This window comes from Chryseobacterium amylolyticum, from assembly GCF_051011775.1.
In the GTDB taxonomy this organism is placed as follows: Bacteria; Bacteroidota; Bacteroidia; order Flavobacteriales; family Weeksellaceae; genus Chryseobacterium.
This window is the reverse complement of record NZ_JBPCHX010000007.1, coordinates 12,997-31,324: the sequence shown is the minus strand read 5'-3', so window position 1 is coordinate 31,324 and position 18,328 is coordinate 12,997. Positions and strand designations below refer to the sequence as shown.

Genomic DNA, 18,328 nt, shown 5'->3' with positions numbered 1-18,328 from the left:
GTACTTTGTATATTTTACTTTTTACAATTACTTAAAGGTATACCCTTTGCTTTCCAGCGCATCTTTCAGAATAGCCATTCTTGCGAATACTCCGTTTTGCATCTGCTTGAAGACTCTTGATCTTTCGCATTCTACAAGTTCAGAGTCAATTTCTACACCTCTGTTGATTGGAGCCGGGTGCATGATAATGGCTTCTTTTTTCATCGCATGTTCTCTTTCTTTGGTCAGGCCGTACCTTTTATGGTATTCCGAAGCGGTGAAACTCATTGCAGAATCATGCCTTTCATGTTGTATTCTTAACAGCATCAGAACATCCACTTCACCAATCAGTTCGTCCACTGACATATAAGTTCCGTTAATCAGAGCTCCTTCGTCAAACCACTGTTCCGGTCCTGAGAAATATACTTTAGCCCCCAATCTTCTTAACGCCTCTGCGTTTGAGTTGGCTACGCGGCTGTGTTTTACGTCTCCTACAATTCCTACTTTAAGGCCTTCAAACTTTCCGAATTCCTGATAGATAGTCAGCAAATCCAGCATACATTGTGAAGGGTGGTTTCCTGTTCCGTCTCCTCCGTTGATTACAGGAATATTAATATTTTTCAGTTCCTCGAAGTATCTGTCTTTTTTATCGCGGATCACCACAAGGTTTACTCCTATGCTTTCAATCGTCTTTACTGTATCATAAAGACTTTCTCCTTTGTTTACCGAACTGTGTGATGCATCAAAGGGAACTACCTGAAGTCCCAGTTTTCTTTCTGCAAGGTCAAAACTTGTTTTCGTTCTTGTGCTGTCTTCGAAGAAAAGGTTTGAGCAAAAAACTTCTCCTTCAATTTTAGCAGTTTTACCATTTGCAAAAGCCATTGCTTCTGTCAGTATACTGTTGATTCTCTCGGTGCTTAGTTCTGTAATCGTAAACATAATTCTTATTTTTTGGCATAAAAAAAAGCGAAGACAACTATCTTCGCTTAATAACAATAAATATCGTAAAGGGCGCTTTCGCCCGGTAAATCTAATGATATAAATGCTTTTTTATTCATTAGGTGCAAAGATACAACAATTTTATGAACCTACAAAAATTATGTTCAAAATAAATTAAAAACTTCCGTCATTCCTTATTCTCATTAAAAATTAATATTTTTGTTATCACTCAAATATATTCTATGGATTTAAAAGACAAAATGATTCTCAGTATTATTCAGGAAGATTCTACACTATCGGTAAAGGAAATTTCCGAAAAGATAGGTCTTACCTTTACCCCAACGTATGAGCGAATCAAACAATTGGAGAAACAAGGGATCATTCAGAAGTATGTGGGGCTTTTAAACCGTGAAAAGCTGGGTTTAAATATTGTAGTCTACTGTAACGTACGTCTCAAGGAACAATCCAAGAAAGTATTGGAAACTTTTGAGAACCATATCGGGAAATATGATGAAGTACAGGAAATCATCAGTCTCTCCGGGGAGTATGACTATATGCTGAAGATTATTGCCAAGGACATCAACTCTTATAACGAATTCGCTGTTAATGTTATTTCAAACATTCCCAATATCGGGCAGTACCACAGTTCTATCGTGCTTCACGAGGTAAAAAAATCCACCAAGTTCAAAATTGATCTGGAATAATCCTTCCATTTTTTAAACCATTAAGAACTTTAAGAATGAAGAATAATTAAGGAATCCGCTTGCGGATTTGAAGCTATGCGGCTAAAAAATCGCAGATTTTCTTAACTTACCTTAAAGTCTTCATCTGCCTTAATGGTTCAGTTTATCAATCATCAAATTCAAAGAACGGAATAAAATCAAACCATTAAGATCACTTAAGCAGTTAAGATTTATTAAGATTAAGGTTTCCACAACGAAAAGACAGCAGGCTAAAATAATTTAGAAATTCCACTGATTTTTGCTTAAGTTCTGATGACCTTAATGGTTTAGACTCTAACCCAATAATTTATTTTTCAGTTTATTGAACTGATATTCTATTTTATCCAGACAAAGGTTTCCGATACTTCCCTGGTGGGTGTGCTCAAGGTTGCCGGGTTCAAATTCAAATTCACTGTTTTCAATCTCCTGTCCGACTTTCACATACGCATCACGGAATGAACTTCCGTTTTTAACCTCCTCATTGATCTTTTCTACACTGAAAAGGTACTTATATTTCTCATCCTCCAGAATTCCGTCTTTAACCTGGATATTCGGTAAGGTATAGCTTAAGATTTCCAGACATTCCTTTAAAGAATCTATCGCAGGGAAAAGAATTTCTTTCGTCAGCTGAACGTCTCTGTGATATCCTGAAGGCAGATTACTTGTTAAAAGAATCAGTTCGTTCGGAAGAGACTGAATCCTGTTGCAACGTGCACGGACCAGCTCAAAGATATCCGGGTTCTTTTTATGAGGCATAATGCTGCTCCCTGTAGTAAATTCCTTTGGAAAGCTGATAAAATCGAAATTCTGGCTCAGATACAGACATACATCGTAAGCAAACTTCCCCAGCGTTCCTGCCAGAGTAGCCATAGCCATGGCAAGCATTTTCTCTGACTTCCCGCGGGTCATCTGAGCGTACACCGAGTTATAATTCATCGACTGGAACCCGAGGTTATAAGTAGTGCTTTCACGATTGATCGGGAATGAAGAACCGTAACCGGCAGCTGATCCCAATGGATTTTTATTAATGATATTCTTTACCGAAAACAGCATTTCAACATCATCCAAAAGCGCTTCCGCATAAGCTCCGAACCATAATCCGAATGATGAAGGCATCGCAATCTGCAAATGGGTATATCCCGGAAGCAGTACATTTTTATGCTGATCTGCCAGTTGAATTAAAATCTGGAAAAACTCATCTGTAAGCGATGTTATTTCACGGATTTCATCCAGCAAATACAATTTGATATCCAGTAAAACCTGATCGTTTCTTGATCTTGCGGTATGGATTTTCTTTCCTGTATCTCCTAATTCTTCAATAAGAATAGCTTCTACCTGAGAATGGATATCCTCAGCATCTTTATCAATTTCAAAACTACCTTCTTCAATTTTATATAAAATACTGTTTAAAACAGATAGCATCTGTTCTGATTCTTCCTTAGTGATAATCCCGGTTTCTGCCAGCATTTTGCAATGCGCCATAGAACCTTTGACATCATATTTGGCTAAACGTTCGTCAAAGTCAAGATCTTTACCGACTGTAAAGTTATTGACTAATATATTGGTGGCAAGGTCATCCTTCTGCCATATTTTTTTCATGATAATATTTGATTTAAATATTTATTGGTCTTGACATGCCCGGCAAGGCAATCCTTATTACTATTAACTATAAAAAAACATTTCCTTATGTAAAGCCTTCATTTCTAATTTTCTTCTTGCATAAATCTTATTAAAAACTAAACTTCTAGCGCCTGCCGGACGGAGTCAAAACATATTTTTTGACATTCAGATTTCAGATGGCAGACATCAGACTTTAAATTTCATCTGATATCTCATATCTGGCATCTTATATCTTTATAACACTTTTTCTAAAATGCTGATGTAGATTTCTATACCTTCTTCTATTTCATGGATATAGACAAACTCATCTGCAGTGTGGGAGCGCCTACTGTCTCCAGGTCCTATCTTTACTGATGTGCATGGAATAATCGCCTGATCTGAGGAGGTAGGTGAACCATAGGTTGTCCTTCCGATTTCAATTCCTGCTTTTACAAACGGATGATCCATTTCGATCTTTGAGGAATTCAGCCTGAAAGATCTGGCAGTGAGTGTAGATTTCATCCGGGACTGGATAATTTCAAATGCTTCCTGATTGGAATATTCATCCGTTACCCTCACATCCAGGGTAAAATTGCATGACTCCGGAACAACATTATGCTGTACCCCTGCATGAATTCCTGATAAGGTAACTTTAACTTCTCCCAGATATTCTGAAACCTTTGGAAATTTAAAGGCTAGAATATTCTGCAGATCCTGCATACATTTTACAATTGAGTTATCATCATTAGGATGAGCGGCGTGAGAAGGAGTACCTTTCATTTCTCCATCAATCACAAGAAGTCCTTTTTCTGCAATCGCCAGGTTCATCTGCGTGGGTTCTCCTACAATGGCAAGCTCTACGTTGGGTAGCTGCGGAAATAAGGCTTCGATTCCATCAAATCCTGAAATCTCCTCCTCTGCCGTCAAAGCAATAACTAAATTATATTTTAAATCTTCTTTATCATAAAAATGTAAAAAAACCTGTGCCATAGCAACCAGCGATGCTCCGGCATCATTGCTTCCCAAACCGAACAGTTTTCCTTCTTTTTCGACAGGTACAAACGGATCAAGGGTGTAAGCTTTGTTAGGCTTTACCGTATCATGATGGGTATTCAGTAAAACGGAAGGCTTAAATACATCAAAGTGCTTGTTTACCGCCCAGATATTGTTTTTAAAACGCTTGGTAGGAATCCGGTGTTTTTTGAAAAAATTCTCGATTTCTACGGACGTATTAAATTCATCTTTACTGAATGAAGGAATTTCAATCAAATTCTTAAGCAATCCGACTGCATTATTCAGCAGTTCTTCTTTATTATAAACAGATTTCAGTTCCTGCATGATGATTTTCTATATGGTTTTTCAGTTCTGTTTCTTTGATCAGAAACACTTTATTTACATTATTTTTTATTGCTCCGAGAGCATTCTCAAGTTTGGGTAAAATCCCCTTGTGAAGTTTCCCTTCTTCTTTTAATACGGTGAATTCTTCCTCATTTACACTTTTGATCACAGATTCCGGGTCGTTTACATCCTCCAGCACTCCTTCTTTATCAAAACAATACAACAGTTCAACTTCATATTTCTCAGAAAGCGCCTGTGCGATCACAGAAGCAATGGTATCTGCATTGGTATTGAAAAGATTTCCTTTTCTGTCATGGGTAATGGCAGAAAATACAGGAACAAGATCCAGCTTGATTAATTTTGAAACCAGCTTCCTGTTCACACTTTTCTTGGTAATATCCCCCACAAACCCAAAGTCTATTTCAGGATGTTCTCTTTTCTTAGCTTTGATCAGGTTTCCGTCGGCTCCGGAAAATCCTATGGCATTGCATTTTTTCTGCTGCAGCTTTTCAACAATGTTCTTATTGATCCCTCCTGCGTATACCATCGTGACAATATCCAATGTTTCTTTATCCGTAATCCTCCTTCCGTTGATCATTTTCTGTTCTATACCCAGTTTATCGGCCAACGTTGTAGCCAGCTTTCCACCACCATGAACAAGAATTTTCTTTTCATTAATTTCGGAAAACTGTTCTAAAAACTGATCCAGCAATTGTTCATCATCAATGAGCGCTCCGCCTATTTTTATGATGTATATTTTCTGTTTCATTAGAAAGGATTAAAGATTAAAATTATAGGGTGTATACTACTTAATATCATTTAAAATTTCACTGAACACAGCCTGTGCAGAGAAAATACGGTTTTTAGCCTGCTGATAAATGATTGAATGCTCTCCATCCATTACCTCATCACTCAGCTCCACATTACGGCGAACCGGAAGGCAGTGCATTACTTTTGCATTATTGGTATTGCCCAGTTTTTCATTCGTCAGCATCCAGTCACCTTTCACTTCAGGCATTGCAGCATAGTCATCAAAAGAAGACCAGTTCTTCACATAGATAAAATCTGCATCTTTCAAAGCTTCCTCCTGATCATGGATTACTTTTACATCTTTTGTAAAGTTTTTATCTAAATCATACCCTTCGGGATTGGCAATAACCAACTCAACATCCATTTCCTGCATCCACTCAGCGAAAGAGTTTCCAACAGCGTGCGCAATAGGTTTAATATGCGGCGCCCATGTCAGAACGACTTTCGGCTTGTGATCTTTTTTCCAGTTTTCTGTAATCGTGATACAGTCTGCCAGACTTTGCAGTGGATGACGAGTTGCAGATTCCAATGAAACCACAGGTACTTTTGCATGTTTTTCAAACTGGCTTAAGATGCTTTCATTCACATCATCTTCCTTGCTCTTCATTCCTGCAAAGCAACGTACCGCAATGATATCACAGTATTGATTCAACACTTCAATGGCATCTCTGATATGCTCTACAGTATCACCGTTCATGACGGCACCGTCAGCAAATTCAAGATTCCAGGCTTCCTGCGCTGCATTTAATGTCAAGACATTCAACCCCAGATTCTGAGCAGCAATCTGACTGCTCAGACGGGTTCTCAAACTTGAATTTAAAAACACAAGTCCTATTGTTTTTCCCTTTCCTTTTTCCGTTTCAGTAAGGGGGTTTGCTTTTATCTGTAAAGCTTTTTTTATGATTTCCTGTAAGTTTTCCACATCACTTACAGAGGTAAATTTTTTCATTTGAATTGATTTTAAAGGTTACTACCTATTAATTGTTAATTTAACCACAAAAGCTTTATTTAAACACTTCAGAACACTTAAGTAAGTTTAAAATGAAACTGTATATTATAGTTCACATAAGAAGAAAATCAAAGATTTTTGAAAACTTAAGTGTACTTCTTAAGCGTTTAGTGGTTTCTTACTATCACGTAAATGCTTAACTCTTTTGTAATTTTTGTGGTTAAAAGATTTGAAAGCGAGTTACTCCGTTTAGATTCCTATGGAATGAAAATACGGCATCATATTCCTGCTCATTTTGCACTTTACCCTCTTACTCTTTTTAATTTTCGATGCTTTCCAATACTGTTTTCAAAGCATTGATGAAAAGATCTGTTTCCTCTTTTTTGATATTGAGTGCAGGAAGAATCCTCAGCACTGTTTTATCATTCGAGTTTCCGGTGAAAATATGATGACCGAAAAGAAGTTCTTTCCTTACTTCTGAACAGTCCCTGTCTAGTTCTATTCCGATCATCAATCCTTTCCTTCGGATGGATTTAATATGTGGTAACCCTTTAATTTCATTTTCAATATACTCACCCATTTTCTGAGCATTTCCGATAAGATTTTCATCTTTCATAACATCCAGCACAGCAATGGAAGCGGCACAGGCAAGATGATTCCCTCCGAATGTGGTTCCCAGCAGACCATTATTTGCCTGGAATTTTGGATGGATCAAAACTCCGCCCACAGGAAATCCGTTCCCCATTCCTTTTGCCGTAGTAATGATATCCGCCTCAACTCCGAACTCCTGATGTGCAAAGAAATATCCGCTTCTTCCGTATCCTGACTGCACTTCATCCAAAATAAGAACGGTATTATATTTTTCACACAGTTCTTCGATTTTAGATAAAAATTCCGGTGTTGGAATCATGATTCCTCCTACTCCCTGAATTCCTTCGATGATAACAGAAGAAATTTCATTTCCCAACTTCTCAAAAGTCTCTTCAAGCTGCTGTACATCATTCCATTCTGATTTGATAAATCTTTCGGAAAAGTTAACCGGAGCAACAATTTTCGGATTATCAGTAACCGAAACCGCAGCAGAAGTTCTTCCATGGAATGAACCTGAGAAATACAGCACTTTGCTTTTCCCATTGTGAAACGAAGCCAGTTTCAAAGCATTTTCATTGGCTTCAGCCCCCGAATTACATAAGAAAAGGTTATAATCTTCATACCCTGAAAGCGCTCCAAGTTTTTCTGCCAGTTCAGTCTGCAATTCATTCTGAACAGAATTAGAATAAAAAGATATTTTTTCCAGCTGATCTTTCAGTTTATGCTGATAATACGGATGGTTGTGGCCGATAGAAATTACAGCATGACCTCCGTAAAAATCAAGATATTTTTCTCCTTTGTCATCCCAAAGAAAAGATCCCTGAGCTTTTACCGGATTGATGTTGAATAATGGATATACGTTGAATAAATTCATTTTTGTTGTTAATTGTTAGTTTGGTAGTTGATAGTTGAAAGCCTGCAGGTCTAAAAGTTATGCTTCACACTACTGCAACTTATCATCAATCTTCTACCTTATTAAAAAATTAAAATGCTATCGGTTTCAGGTTCAGTCCTGCATTTTCTTCCCAGTTCATGGCCAGATTCATATTCTGGACCGCCTGTCCCGATGCACCTTTTAACAAATTGTCAATCGCTGAGTGAATAACGACAACATTTCCACTCTTTTCGATCTGAATCACACAGCGATTTGTATTGACAACCTGCTTTAAATCAACTGCCTTCCTGCTTACCGTAACGAAAGGCTCCTCCGCATAAAAATCCTGATACAATTGTTCTATTTCCTCCAGCTCCAGCTCCGTCTTCATCGTGGAACTTGTAAAAATTCCTCTTGCAAAATCGCCTCTCCATGGAACAAAATTCAGGTTTACTTCTTTATTATTGAATGAAATCAGCTGCTGCAAAATCTCATCTACATGCTGATGAGTTAATGTTTTGTACGCTGAAACATTATCGTTTCTCCAGGTAAAATGAGTTGTAGCCTGCAGAGACTGCCCGGCTCCTGTAGAACCTGTAATCCCTGTGGTAAAAACCTCATTTAACATTCCTTTTTCCGCCAATGGCAATAAGGCCAATTGAATTGCTGTTGCAAAGCATCCCGGGTTGGCAATGCTTTTGGCACCTGCCAGCTGTTCTTTATTGATTTCCGGTAATCCGTAGATAAAATTCCGGTTTCCGAAATCCCCCTCTAAACGGAAATCATTTCCAAGATCAATTACCAGTGTTTCCTCTTTGACAGGATTCTGAGTTAACCAGTTTTGACTTTCTTTATGAGGAAGACACAGAAAAAGAATATCCACTTCTTCAGGCTTATCCGTCAAAACCATTTCACAAACCGTCGTTAAATCCGGGTACAGATCCGAAATACGTGTTCCCGAATTCGAACGACTATATAAAAAACTCAATGTCACATAGGGATGAAAAGCGAGTAAGCGTATCAGCTCACTTCCTGTATAACCGTTGGCACCAATGATTCCTACTGTTTTCTTCATTTTGATTCTGACAGAATTTTGTTCTGCCTTTTCATTAAATTGTCCCTTCGGAACTAGTTGATATTCTGGTTAATCTGGTGGTATATATTTAAAGAATTGCTTACAATCTTAGTATATCCTTTTACATCATCGCCTGTCCATGCTCTGTTCGCTTCTCCATAACTTCCGAATTTATCAGACATCAGGTCATGATCAGATTCAATTCCATTAAGAATAAATCTGTATGGATGAAGGGTTACAAATACTTTCCCGGTCACCGTTTTCTGAGAATCAGTCAGGAAAGACTCAATATTTCTCATGACAGGGTCTAAGAAAAGTGCTTCATGAAGCCAGTTCCCATACCAGTCGGATAACTGTGACTTCATCATTTGCTGATATTTCGAAAGCGTATGCTTCTCTAATAAATGATGTGCTTTGATAATCACTGCTGCTGCTGCCGCTTCAAATCCTACCCGTCCTTTAATTCCGACAATAGTATCCCCTACGTGGATATCACGGCCGATTCCGTATGCTGAAGCCAGTTCTTCTATTTTTTGAATGGCATATACAGAATGTTCAAAGCTTTCTCCATTTACTCCTACTACTTCACCTTTTTTAAACTCGATCTCCAGTTCTGATGGCCGGGTTTCTTTGATCTGAGACGGAAAAGCTTCTTCCGGCAGATAATTTCTTGAAGTCAATGTTTCTTTACCGCCCACTGAAGTTCCCCAAAGTCCTTTATTAACAGAATATTGCGCTTTCTGGAATTCCATTTCATAACCATGCTGCTTCAAAAACTCAATCTCTTCTTCACGGGATAAAGCCATATCACGGATAGGCGTAATAATTTCAATATTCGGACACATTACCTGGAAGATCAGATCAAAACGAACCTGATCATTTCCAGCTCCCGTACTTCCGTGAGCAATAGCATCTGCCTGTACTTCAACCGCATATTTTGCAATTTCCTGCGCCTGAATCGTACGCTCAGCACTTACAGAAAGTGGATAGGTATTATTTTTCAGTACATTTCCGAAAATGAGATATTTCACACATGAATTATAATAGTCTTCCTGAGCGTCTACGCACCTGTATTCTTTTACTCCAAGGTTTAAGGCTTTTCTCTCCAGTTCTTTTTCCTCTTCTTTTGAAAAACCTCCGGTATTTACAGTAACGGCATACACATCATACCCCAGTGTTTCACTAAGATATTTTGCACAGTAGGAAGTATCTAAACCTCCGCTAAACGCTAAGATGACTTTCTTTTTCATCTGGACTCTTTTTGTTTTTATTAATGGTCACATGGAATTCATCAAAATGTTCCTGAATCATTCCATCATATTTATTTTCAGGCAGATTATTCACTGCCTCCTCTTTTTTTTTATCGTTTTCCGGAACAAACAACATTGCTGTACACAGACAGTTTTTACGTTCCTTCATCATTAAAATCTCATAGTTCACACAGTTCTTGCAGCCGTTCCAGAATTCTTCATCCTGAGTAAGTTCAGAATAGATCACCGGTTTATATCCCAGATCACTATTGATTTTCATCACTGCCAAACCTGTTGTTAATCCAAATACTTTCGCATCCGGATACTTGTCTCTAGATAACTGGAAAACTTTCTGCTTGATCTGAGTCGCTACTCCCCCGTTCCTGAATTTCGGTGACACAATCAGCCCCGAATTGGCCACGAACTTTCCGTGTGACCAGGTCTCTATATAACAGAAACCTACCCACTCCCCGTTTTCAGTGGCTACCACAGCATTGCCCTCTGAAATCTTCTTGCTCAAATATTCTATGGAACGTTTTGCGATTCCCGTTCCTCTACGCTGTGCAGAATCATACATTTCCTGCTGTATTTCACTCACATACATTAGATGTTCGCATGAGGAAATTTCTATTTCCATTTATTTATCTAAATTTTTTGGCAAATTTAAAATATAATTTCTTTTATATCCAAATAAAAAAGATATTTTTTTTGTTTTAAAATTTTATACAGGTAAAATTATCTTTAAACAAAATTATACATTTGCTAATTTATTATATATTTGCTAAAATAATATAGCTATGGAAAACACCTGTCCCAAATGCAAGAGTACCAAAGTGGTAAAAAGCGGCATTGTCAATGACAAACAACGCTTTCACTGCAAAGACTGTAATTATTATTTTACCGTTAAAAAACTGGGGAAACAAATTGATGATTACTATGTCACCAAGGCCCTTCAGCTTTATCTTGAAGGCTTAAGCTACCGTGAAATTGAAAGAATCATCGGAGTTTCTCATGTTACTGTAAGTTCATGGATTAAAAAATACAACATTACCAGACCTCCACACTCCGAATTCCATCCTGTATATAAAATATTAAAACAGAATGAGCTGATCGAGTACATTGCACAGGAAGAAAACATTAAAAATTCCGGGATTATCATTACCCAATTTGCGGATAAGTATATGCTGATCAAGTGGGAAAGATTTAAGAAATAGAGCGGGATGCGAGATCCGGATTACGCGTTACAGGATGAAAGATACCAGACACAAGATTTAATTATTCCATTAAATATCAGACATTTACAAACGATTTAAAATTAAAACCCGGATCACAAAACCCGCAACGTTATAACATAAAACAAATCATAACTATACTATTACCAATAATATATATTAAATTTTCATAAACAAATTATTAATTACAATTTGGCTTTCACAAAAAATAACGCCAAAAATTGATAATTTATGAAGAAATTACTTACATTTATTGGAGTAGCCTTAATCAGCTGTTCTGTATACTCACAAGGTTCTCCTGATTATGGCAGTGGCTTAAAAATTAACCTTAACCCGGATGGTGATAAATTTGTCAGATTTATTTTGTGGGACCAGCTTTGGTTAAGAAACACTTCCATGAACCCGGGAAGTATGGTAGGCGGAGAACCTACAGACAATTCCTGGAGCATAGGAAACAGACGATTACGTGCTCTTACCTACGCACAGATCTCTAAAAGATACATGATCCTCCTTCACTTTGGAATCAATAACCAAACCTTTATCAATGGCGGAGCTACAGGTACTTCCGGGACAGGAGGTTACGGAAACGGAAAGAAGCCCCAACTGTTTTTCCATGATGCCTGGAACGAATATGCAGTTATTTTACCTGGAGAAGCAGGAAAATTTAGTTTATCTTTGGGAGCAGGGCTTCATTACTATATGGGACTTTCCCGTATGACCATGGCTTCTACCCTTAATTTCCTTACATTGGACTCCCCCGTTTTTTCATGGCCGTTAATTGATAATTCAGATCAGTTTGCAAGACAACTGGGAATGTTTGCCAAAGGAAAATACGGAAAGCTGGAATACCGCTTCAGTTTAAATAAACCATTTGCTACGGATCTCGTTCCTGTGAATGTGACAGATCCTTCAAAAGCAGTAGCCGTAGACAACAATGGAAATCCCAGTTTTTCAAAAGCAGGATATGTTGAATATCAGTTTCTTGATGAAGAATCCAACACCCTTCCTTTCAAAGTGGGCTCTTATCTGGGAACAAAGAAAGTCTTCAATGTAGGTGCCGGCTTTTACCATCAGGCTGACGGTACGAGGACTTCCGTCAATTCAAATATTGAAAAACACGATATAACGCTTTTTGCAGTAGATGCCTTCGCGGATATTCCTTTGGGCGAAGCAAAAAATAAAATGGCAGTTTCCGCATATGCCGGATATTATAACTATAATTTCGGTCCTAACTATGTAAGAAACCTGGGAACGATGAATATTGCAGCATCTGACCCTAACTTTATCGGGAATAAAGCCATCGCAGGACCCGGGAATCTGCAGCCGACAATTGGAACAGGTAATATTATCTACGCACAGGCAGGTTTACTCTTACCAAGCCAGGCAGAAAAGCCAAAGATCAGAATACAGCCTTTTGCTGCTTATACTCATAAAAACTTTGAGGCTTTTGATAAATCTTCATCTCAGTTTGATATCGGAGCCAATTGGTTTATAGATGGACATCATGCGAAAATAACAACACAATATTCAACAAGACCGGTGTATACCAGCCCTACGGAAAGCCCATCTTCAAAAGGGGAATTTATTGTACAATTCCAGATTTACCTATAAAAATTACACCAACTTAAAAGCCCTTAACGGTTCAAAAATTCAAATTAACATCCTATTCCACTAACATCAAAAACTAATCAATATGAGCGAAAATCATCACGAAAGCTACGAAAATATGACCGACAGGCAGAAAAACCGCACCATATGGAGCGTGATCACAGCCTCTTCCCTCGGGACATTGATAGAATGGTACGACTTTTACATCTTCGGAAGTCTTGCGGTTGTTCTGGCTACTAAATTTTTCCCTGCAGACAATCCTACGGCAGCATTTTTATCTACTCTGGCAACCTTTGCAGCCGGATTTGTTGTAAGACCTTTCGGGGCTTTATTTTTCGGAAGACTGGGAGATCTTATCGGAAGAAAATATACTTTCCTTGTGACACTGCTGATCATGGGATTTTCCACTTTCCTGATCGGGTGTATTCCGAGTTATGAAACCATTGGGTTTCTTGCACCGGTTTTAGTCCTGATTTTAAGATTACTTCAGGGACTTGCTCTTGGAGGTGAATACGGAGGGGCTGCTACTTACGTTGCAGAATACGCTCAACCTCATCGAAGAGGCTACTGGACTTCATGGATCCAGACTACTGCAACAGCAGGACTTTTTATTTCATTAATTGTTATTCTGATCACCAAGACCACTCTTTCTGCAGAAGAATTTGACACTTGGGGATGGAGAGTTCCTTTCTGGATTTCCATTCTGATGGTTGCCGTATCTTACATCATCAGAAAGAATATGAAAGAGTCTCCGCTTTTTGCGAAAGCAAAAAGCGAGGGAAAAACTTCTAAAAACCCCTTAAAGGAAAGTTTCGGAAACAAATACAACTTCAAGTTTGTACTACTGGCTTTGTTCGGGGCCGCGATGGGACAAGGAGTAATCTGGTATACAGGACAATTCTATGCCATGAGTTTCCTTCAAAAGGTCATGAATGTAGAATCTGCGCAGGTAGATTCATTAATGGCCACCGCTTTATTCTTAGGAACGCCTTTCTTTGTCTTTTTCGGATGGCTGTCTGATAAAATCGGAAGAAAAGCAGTGATGATGACCGGAATGCTGGTCGCCATTTTAGCGTACAGGCCTATTTATGACAGCATGTTCAAAAGTGTGAGCCTTGAGAGTAAAACTGTTGCCGCTAATGGAATTACTGAAAAAAGAACAGCAAAAATCCACAATGATATTGCAACAGACAGCCTGGTTACTTTCCACAAAGAAACGCTTTATACAGACGGAACCCTGATCAAAAAAGACAGTGTAGTTCACTGGTCACCTTCAGGAGTTGTTATGAAAGACGGAAAAGCCGAAGAGCCTAAAGTTTCCCAAAGTTTAAAATTAAGTGACAATACCAAATGGTACCTGGTTTTCCTTGTATTCATCCAGGTGATCTTTGTAACCATGGTATACGGACCTATCGCAGCTTTCCTTGTTGAAATGTTCCCTGTGAGAATCCGATACACCTCAATGTCACTACCTTATCATATCGGAAACGGAGTATTCGGGGGGCTTCTTCCGGCCGTGGCAACTTATCTTGTAACCACCGGAAAAGAAGCAGGACATGCAACCTGGTATCTTGAAGGATTATGGTATCCGATCGGAGTGGCTACGGTATGTCTCATCATCGGATTGTTTTATCTTAAAAATAAGAACAATAATCTTCACGATTAAGTACTGAATCACTCAAATTTTTATTAATTTTAAAACTACTAAAATGAACGGACTAAAAAAAATATTAGGCATTCTCTGGATCGCAATAGCAGTAATTGTGGGTTATTTCGGAATTACCGTACTGGGAATCCCGAAAATAACTTCCGGAAAACAGGAAGATCTGGTTTTTGGCATCATCATTCTTTTTGTACTGATGCCGATTATCTCAGGTGGAATGGCTGTTTTCGGATATTACGCCTTAAAAGGAGAATATTCTGACGACAAAATTTAAAGCAATATAAAAAAACAGATAATTGATGGATGCTATATTCATCAATTATCTGTTATCAATTATAAAAAATGGACATCACGATTAAAGCAATTCCTCGTCCCTCTGAAGATAAAAGAGTTATTGATCTCATCCACAGATTAAATACTTCTCTTACTACAATCTCTGGGGAGAGTGGAAGCAAAAGTGCAAACCTTGACGACTTTACTCAGGAGAAAGCTTTGTTTCTCATTGCTGTAAGTGATGAAAAAGCCATAGGCTGCGGAGGCTTTCGCCCCCTTTCATCAGAAATATGTGAAATTAAACGCATGTTCTCTCTGGAAAAAAACATAGGGCTAGGCGGAAAGATCCTCTCAGCATTAGAAACGGCAGCAAAACAATTTGACTATAAATACATCTATCTGGAAACCCGTAAAAAAAATGACAATGCCGTGAAATTTTATCTGAAAAATGAATATAAAGTCATTGAAAATTATGGAATTTACATCGGACGTGAAGAAGCTGTATGCTTCGGTAAGGAACTAAAATAGTTATGAAAAAGAGACATGAACAAAAACTTATCATACTGAGCATAGGACTTATGATTGCTTTCAGTATTCCTGTTTCATTGCTTTTTAATAGCGACAGAGAGGTTTTGGGCTATCCTATGATTCTTATTTACCTGTTCGTGGTGTGGATGATTTCCATTATCATTTCTTTTGTAATTGTAAAAAGGTATGATGAGTAGTTTCGCCTTATTTTTTGTGGTTTTATTTTATCTGGCTCTTCTGTTCTTAGTTGCTTATTTAGCAGAGAAGAAAAGAAGTAAGATCTGGATCAACAACCCTTATATTTATGCTTTGTCTCTTGCCGTTTATTGTACTGCCTGGACGTATTATGGAAGCATAGGCGTTGCTGCAACAAGCGGATTAAATTATCTTCCGATCTACATTGGCCCTATCATGATTATTCCGGCATGGATCTATATTAATACGAGGATTGTAAGAATTTCAAGAGTCAACAAAATAAGCAGCCTTGCCGACTTTATTTCATTGAGATACGGGAACAGCAGAAGCCTGAGTGCTATTATCACGGTGGTTTGTCTGCTCGCCATTGTTCCTTATATCGGACTGCAGATCAAAGCTATTTCTGAAACTTTCCATCTGGTAACGGAAACTCCGATGTCGAAAGATATCCTGACTGATAATGCAACTTTTGTGGTAGTTTTAATTGCCCTGTTTTCATCCTATTACGGAACAAGATATGTGGATGCTTCGGAAAAAAGACTTGGCATTATCTCAGCAATTGCACTGGAAAGCTTTTTAAAGCTATTTTTCATCATCATTCTCGGATTTTTTGTTATTTATTATGTCTTTGACGGATTTTCAGACATTTATGAAAAAGCCAGCAAGTTTGAAGATTTTAAAGAAAAAAATACCTTCAACGGGATTGAAGGTGCCATGAACTGGATGGTTTTATGCATGATCTCTGCTACAGCCATATGCATTTTACCAAGACAGTTTCACACTGCGATTGTTGAAAACAGACAAGAAAAGCACATCAGAACAGCCATTTGGTTTTTCCCGCTTTATCTTTTAATCTTCACCGTATTTATTTTTCCCATTGCCTGGGGCGGCAGATTAATTTTTGACGGACAAAAAGTAAATCCTGAGTTCTACTCTATTCTGATTCCACAGCATTTTGACAACACCTTAATCACGGTATTTGTATTTCTGGGAGGATTGAGTTCATGTATTTCCATGATTATTATTTCTGCCATTACCCTATCTATCATGCTTTCCAACAACCTTATCATCCCGTATGGCTTGCTGGGAAAACTAAAGTCTGAAAACGAGGAGCAAAACACCAGAAGCATTACCAATATCAGAAAATTCAGCATTTTCGCTTTGATCATCATGGCTTTCGCTTTCTATAAATATTTCATTCTGAAAACTTCACTGGATTCTGTAGGATTGATCTCATTTGTGGTTATTGCACAGCTGGCTCCTGCATTTTTCGGGGCTTTATTCTGGAGAAGAGGAAGCTACAAAGGCGCTGTTACAGGACTTATAGCGGGATTGATAATCTGCTATTTCGGATTAATTATTCCTCAGTATTATTTTTCATACAACCAGGAGTTCAAAGGAGTGCTGAGAGATATGTATAATGCTTTCGGTTTTTTCACGATTCCTTATCTGGGAAGAATTCCACAGATTTTTTTCTGGTCGATGCTCGTAAATACCGGCTTGTTTACCATTATTTCCGTAAGCTCAAAAGGAAATTACCGGGAAAGGAACTTTGCTGAACTCTACGTTGATATTGACAAATATATTCAGAATCATGAAAATGCTTTCATCTGGCGTGGGACAGCCTATATTTCGGATATCCGGAATATCCTTGAACGTTTTTTAGGCAAAAATAAAACAGAACAGGCGTTAAGAATTTTTAATTTAAAATATAACATCGACTCTAATACCGAGACTGCTGATTCAAGGTTTATCAAATTCTCAGAAAACCTTTTGGCAGGAAGAATCGGAACTGCTTCCGCAAAAATATTGATTGAAGGCGTCACCAAAGAAGATAAAATATCTTTAAAAGAAGTACTGAATATCCTTGAAGAATCCAAAGAAAATATCACCTTAAACAAAAAACTTACAGAACAGTCTGAAGAACTGCAGAAGCTTTCTGATGACTTAAGAAATGCCAACGAAAGTCTTATCATCAAAGACCGTCAGAAGGATGATTTCCTGGATTCCGTTGCCCATGAGCTGAGAACCCCGATTACAGCCATCCGCTCTGCGGGAGAAATTTTAGCGGACGATGATGATATGCCTTTTGACATTAAACAGGAATTTTTAAACAACATCATTACAGAATCTGACAGATTAAGCGAAATTATCAATGATATTCTTTACCTGGACAAACTGCAGCATGGTGAAATCTCTTTACATATTCAGGAAAACAATATTCTTGAAACTTATAAAAAAGCATTAAATCCGCTTATTCACCTGATACAGCAGAAAAATATTCATTTAAGTGAAGTAAATCTCCTGAATCAGTTTATATTTGAATATGATGAAGCGAGAATGATTCAACTTTTTCAGAATATCTGGGGAAATGCTTTAAAATTTACGGATGAACAAGGCACCATCCAGACCAAGTTATTTGAAAAAGATGAACAGCTAGTGATTACCATTTTCAATACCGGGAAACATATTCCGGAAGAGGATCTGGAAATGATTTTTGACAAGTTTTATCAGTCGAAAAATCAGAATATTTTAAAACCTACAGGAAGCGGACTGGGACTGGCCATTTCCAAAAAAATAGTACAGGCACTCGGAGGAAGTATAAAAGCCGAAAACAGCGGACTGGGCGTAACTTTCACCATAAGCATTCCCAAAAAAACTAAAAAAGAGATTACAAATGAAGTTGAACACCATTAAAACCTT

17 protein-coding genes are annotated in these 18,328 nt (G+C 38.0%); 8 read left to right on the top strand and 9 right to left on the bottom strand.

What is annotated here, in order from left to right; genetic code table 11:
• Nucleotides 1-27: 27 nt before the first annotated feature.
• Nucleotides 28-918, bottom strand: coding sequence for an aspartate carbamoyltransferase catalytic subunit (locus ACR1PO_RS18655; protein ID WP_374464755.1), 891 nt, complete (start codon nucleotides 916-918; stop codon nucleotides 28-30).
• Nucleotides 919-1,160: 242 nt separating this feature from the next.
• Here ACR1PO_RS18655 and ACR1PO_RS18650 point away from each other — a divergent pair, with 242 nt between their 5' ends.
• The gene (locus ACR1PO_RS18650) at nucleotides 1,161-1,622 is read left to right on the top strand and encodes an Lrp/AsnC family transcriptional regulator (protein WP_002980286.1); all 462 of its coding nucleotides are present in this window, start codon (nucleotides 1,161-1,163) and stop codon (nucleotides 1,620-1,622) included.
• Nucleotides 1,623-1,934: 312 nt separating this feature from the next.
• On the opposite strand, the gene argH is transcribed toward ACR1PO_RS18650, so the two are convergent.
• The 8 genes from argH to ACR1PO_RS18610 form a co-directional block, all read right to left on the bottom strand.
• Nucleotides 1,935-3,239 carry an argininosuccinate lyase gene (gene argH / locus ACR1PO_RS18645; protein ID WP_332389020.1) on the bottom strand — a complete coding sequence of 435 codons (1,305 nt, stop codon included), beginning with the start codon at nucleotides 3,237-3,239 and terminating at the stop codon, nucleotides 1,935-1,937.
• 255 nt (nucleotides 3,240-3,494) lie between these two features.
• A complete protein-coding gene (locus ACR1PO_RS18640; RefSeq protein WP_332389021.1) occupies nucleotides 3,495-4,577 on the bottom strand; it encodes a M20 family metallo-hydrolase in 1,083 nt (360 codons plus the stop codon).
• Complete coding sequence (gene argB / locus ACR1PO_RS18635) at nucleotides 4,552-5,346, bottom strand: acetylglutamate kinase (protein ID WP_332389022.1); 795 nt, start codon at nucleotides 5,344-5,346, stop codon at nucleotides 4,552-4,554. The genes ACR1PO_RS18640 and argB overlap by 26 nt, the downstream gene beginning before the upstream one ends.
• Before the next feature lie 36 nt (nucleotides 5,347-5,382).
• Entirely contained in the window at nucleotides 5,383-6,336 is a 954-nt protein-coding gene (locus ACR1PO_RS18630; protein ID WP_433987755.1) for an N-acetylornithine carbamoyltransferase, read from the bottom strand.
• A gap of 319 nt (nucleotides 6,337-6,655) precedes the next feature.
• Entirely contained in the window at nucleotides 6,656-7,801 is a 1,146-nt protein-coding gene (locus ACR1PO_RS18625; RefSeq protein WP_433987754.1) for an aspartate aminotransferase family protein, read from the bottom strand.
• Between the two features lie 109 nt (nucleotides 7,802-7,910).
• A complete protein-coding gene (gene argC / locus ACR1PO_RS18620; protein ID WP_433987753.1) occupies nucleotides 7,911-8,876 on the bottom strand; it encodes an N-acetyl-gamma-glutamyl-phosphate reductase in 966 nt (321 codons plus the stop codon).
• 53 nt (nucleotides 8,877-8,929) lie between these two features.
• Nucleotides 8,930-10,126, bottom strand: a complete 1,197-nt coding sequence (gene argG, locus ACR1PO_RS18615; RefSeq protein WP_433987752.1) for an argininosuccinate synthase — start codon at nucleotides 10,124-10,126, stop codon at nucleotides 8,930-8,932.
• On the bottom strand, nucleotides 10,098-10,763 hold the full coding sequence (locus ACR1PO_RS18610) for a GNAT family N-acetyltransferase (RefSeq protein WP_433987751.1): 666 nt from the start codon (nucleotides 10,761-10,763) through the stop codon (nucleotides 10,098-10,100). The genes argG and ACR1PO_RS18610 overlap by 29 nt, the downstream gene beginning before the upstream one ends.
• Nucleotides 10,764-10,923: 160 nt before the next feature.
• Between ACR1PO_RS18610 and ACR1PO_RS18605 the strand changes: the two genes are divergently transcribed.
• The 7 genes from ACR1PO_RS18605 to ACR1PO_RS18575 all read left to right on the top strand — a co-directional run bounded on the left by ACR1PO_RS18605 (nucleotide 10,924) and on the right by ACR1PO_RS18575 (nucleotide 18,322).
• Nucleotides 10,924-11,340 carry an IS1/IS1595 family N-terminal zinc-binding domain-containing protein gene (locus ACR1PO_RS18605; protein ID WP_433987750.1) on the top strand — a complete coding sequence of 139 codons (417 nt, stop codon included), beginning with the start codon at nucleotides 10,924-10,926 and terminating at the stop codon, nucleotides 11,338-11,340.
• 249 nt (nucleotides 11,341-11,589) lie between these two features.
• Nucleotides 11,590-12,969 (top strand): porin, encoded by a 1,380-nt coding sequence (locus ACR1PO_RS18600; RefSeq protein WP_433987749.1) that lies wholly within the window; start codon nucleotides 11,590-11,592, stop codon nucleotides 12,967-12,969.
• An 82-nt stretch (nucleotides 12,970-13,051) separates the two neighbouring features.
• Nucleotides 13,052-14,632: an MFS transporter gene (locus ACR1PO_RS18595; RefSeq protein WP_433987748.1), complete on the top strand. Its 1,581-nt coding sequence runs from the start codon at nucleotides 13,052-13,054 to the stop codon at nucleotides 14,630-14,632.
• 43 nt (nucleotides 14,633-14,675) lie between these two features.
• A complete protein-coding gene (locus ACR1PO_RS18590) occupies nucleotides 14,676-14,903 on the top strand; it encodes a DUF6814 family protein (protein WP_062670707.1) in 228 nt (75 codons plus the stop codon).
• Nucleotides 14,904-14,971: 68 nt separating this feature from the next.
• Nucleotides 14,972-15,430: a GNAT family N-acetyltransferase gene (locus ACR1PO_RS18585; RefSeq protein ID WP_433987747.1), complete on the top strand. Its 459-nt coding sequence runs from the start codon at nucleotides 14,972-14,974 to the stop codon at nucleotides 15,428-15,430.
• 2 nt (nucleotides 15,431-15,432) lie between these two features.
• On the top strand, nucleotides 15,433-15,627 hold the full coding sequence (locus ACR1PO_RS18580; RefSeq protein WP_433987746.1) for a hypothetical protein: 195 nt from the start codon (nucleotides 15,433-15,435) through the stop codon (nucleotides 15,625-15,627).
• Nucleotides 15,620-18,322, top strand: a complete 2,703-nt coding sequence (locus ACR1PO_RS18575) for an ATP-binding protein (protein ID WP_433987929.1) — start codon at nucleotides 15,620-15,622, stop codon at nucleotides 18,320-18,322. Before ACR1PO_RS18580 ends, ACR1PO_RS18575 begins: the two co-directional genes overlap by 8 nt.
• Nucleotides 18,323-18,328 lie beyond the last annotated feature (6 nt).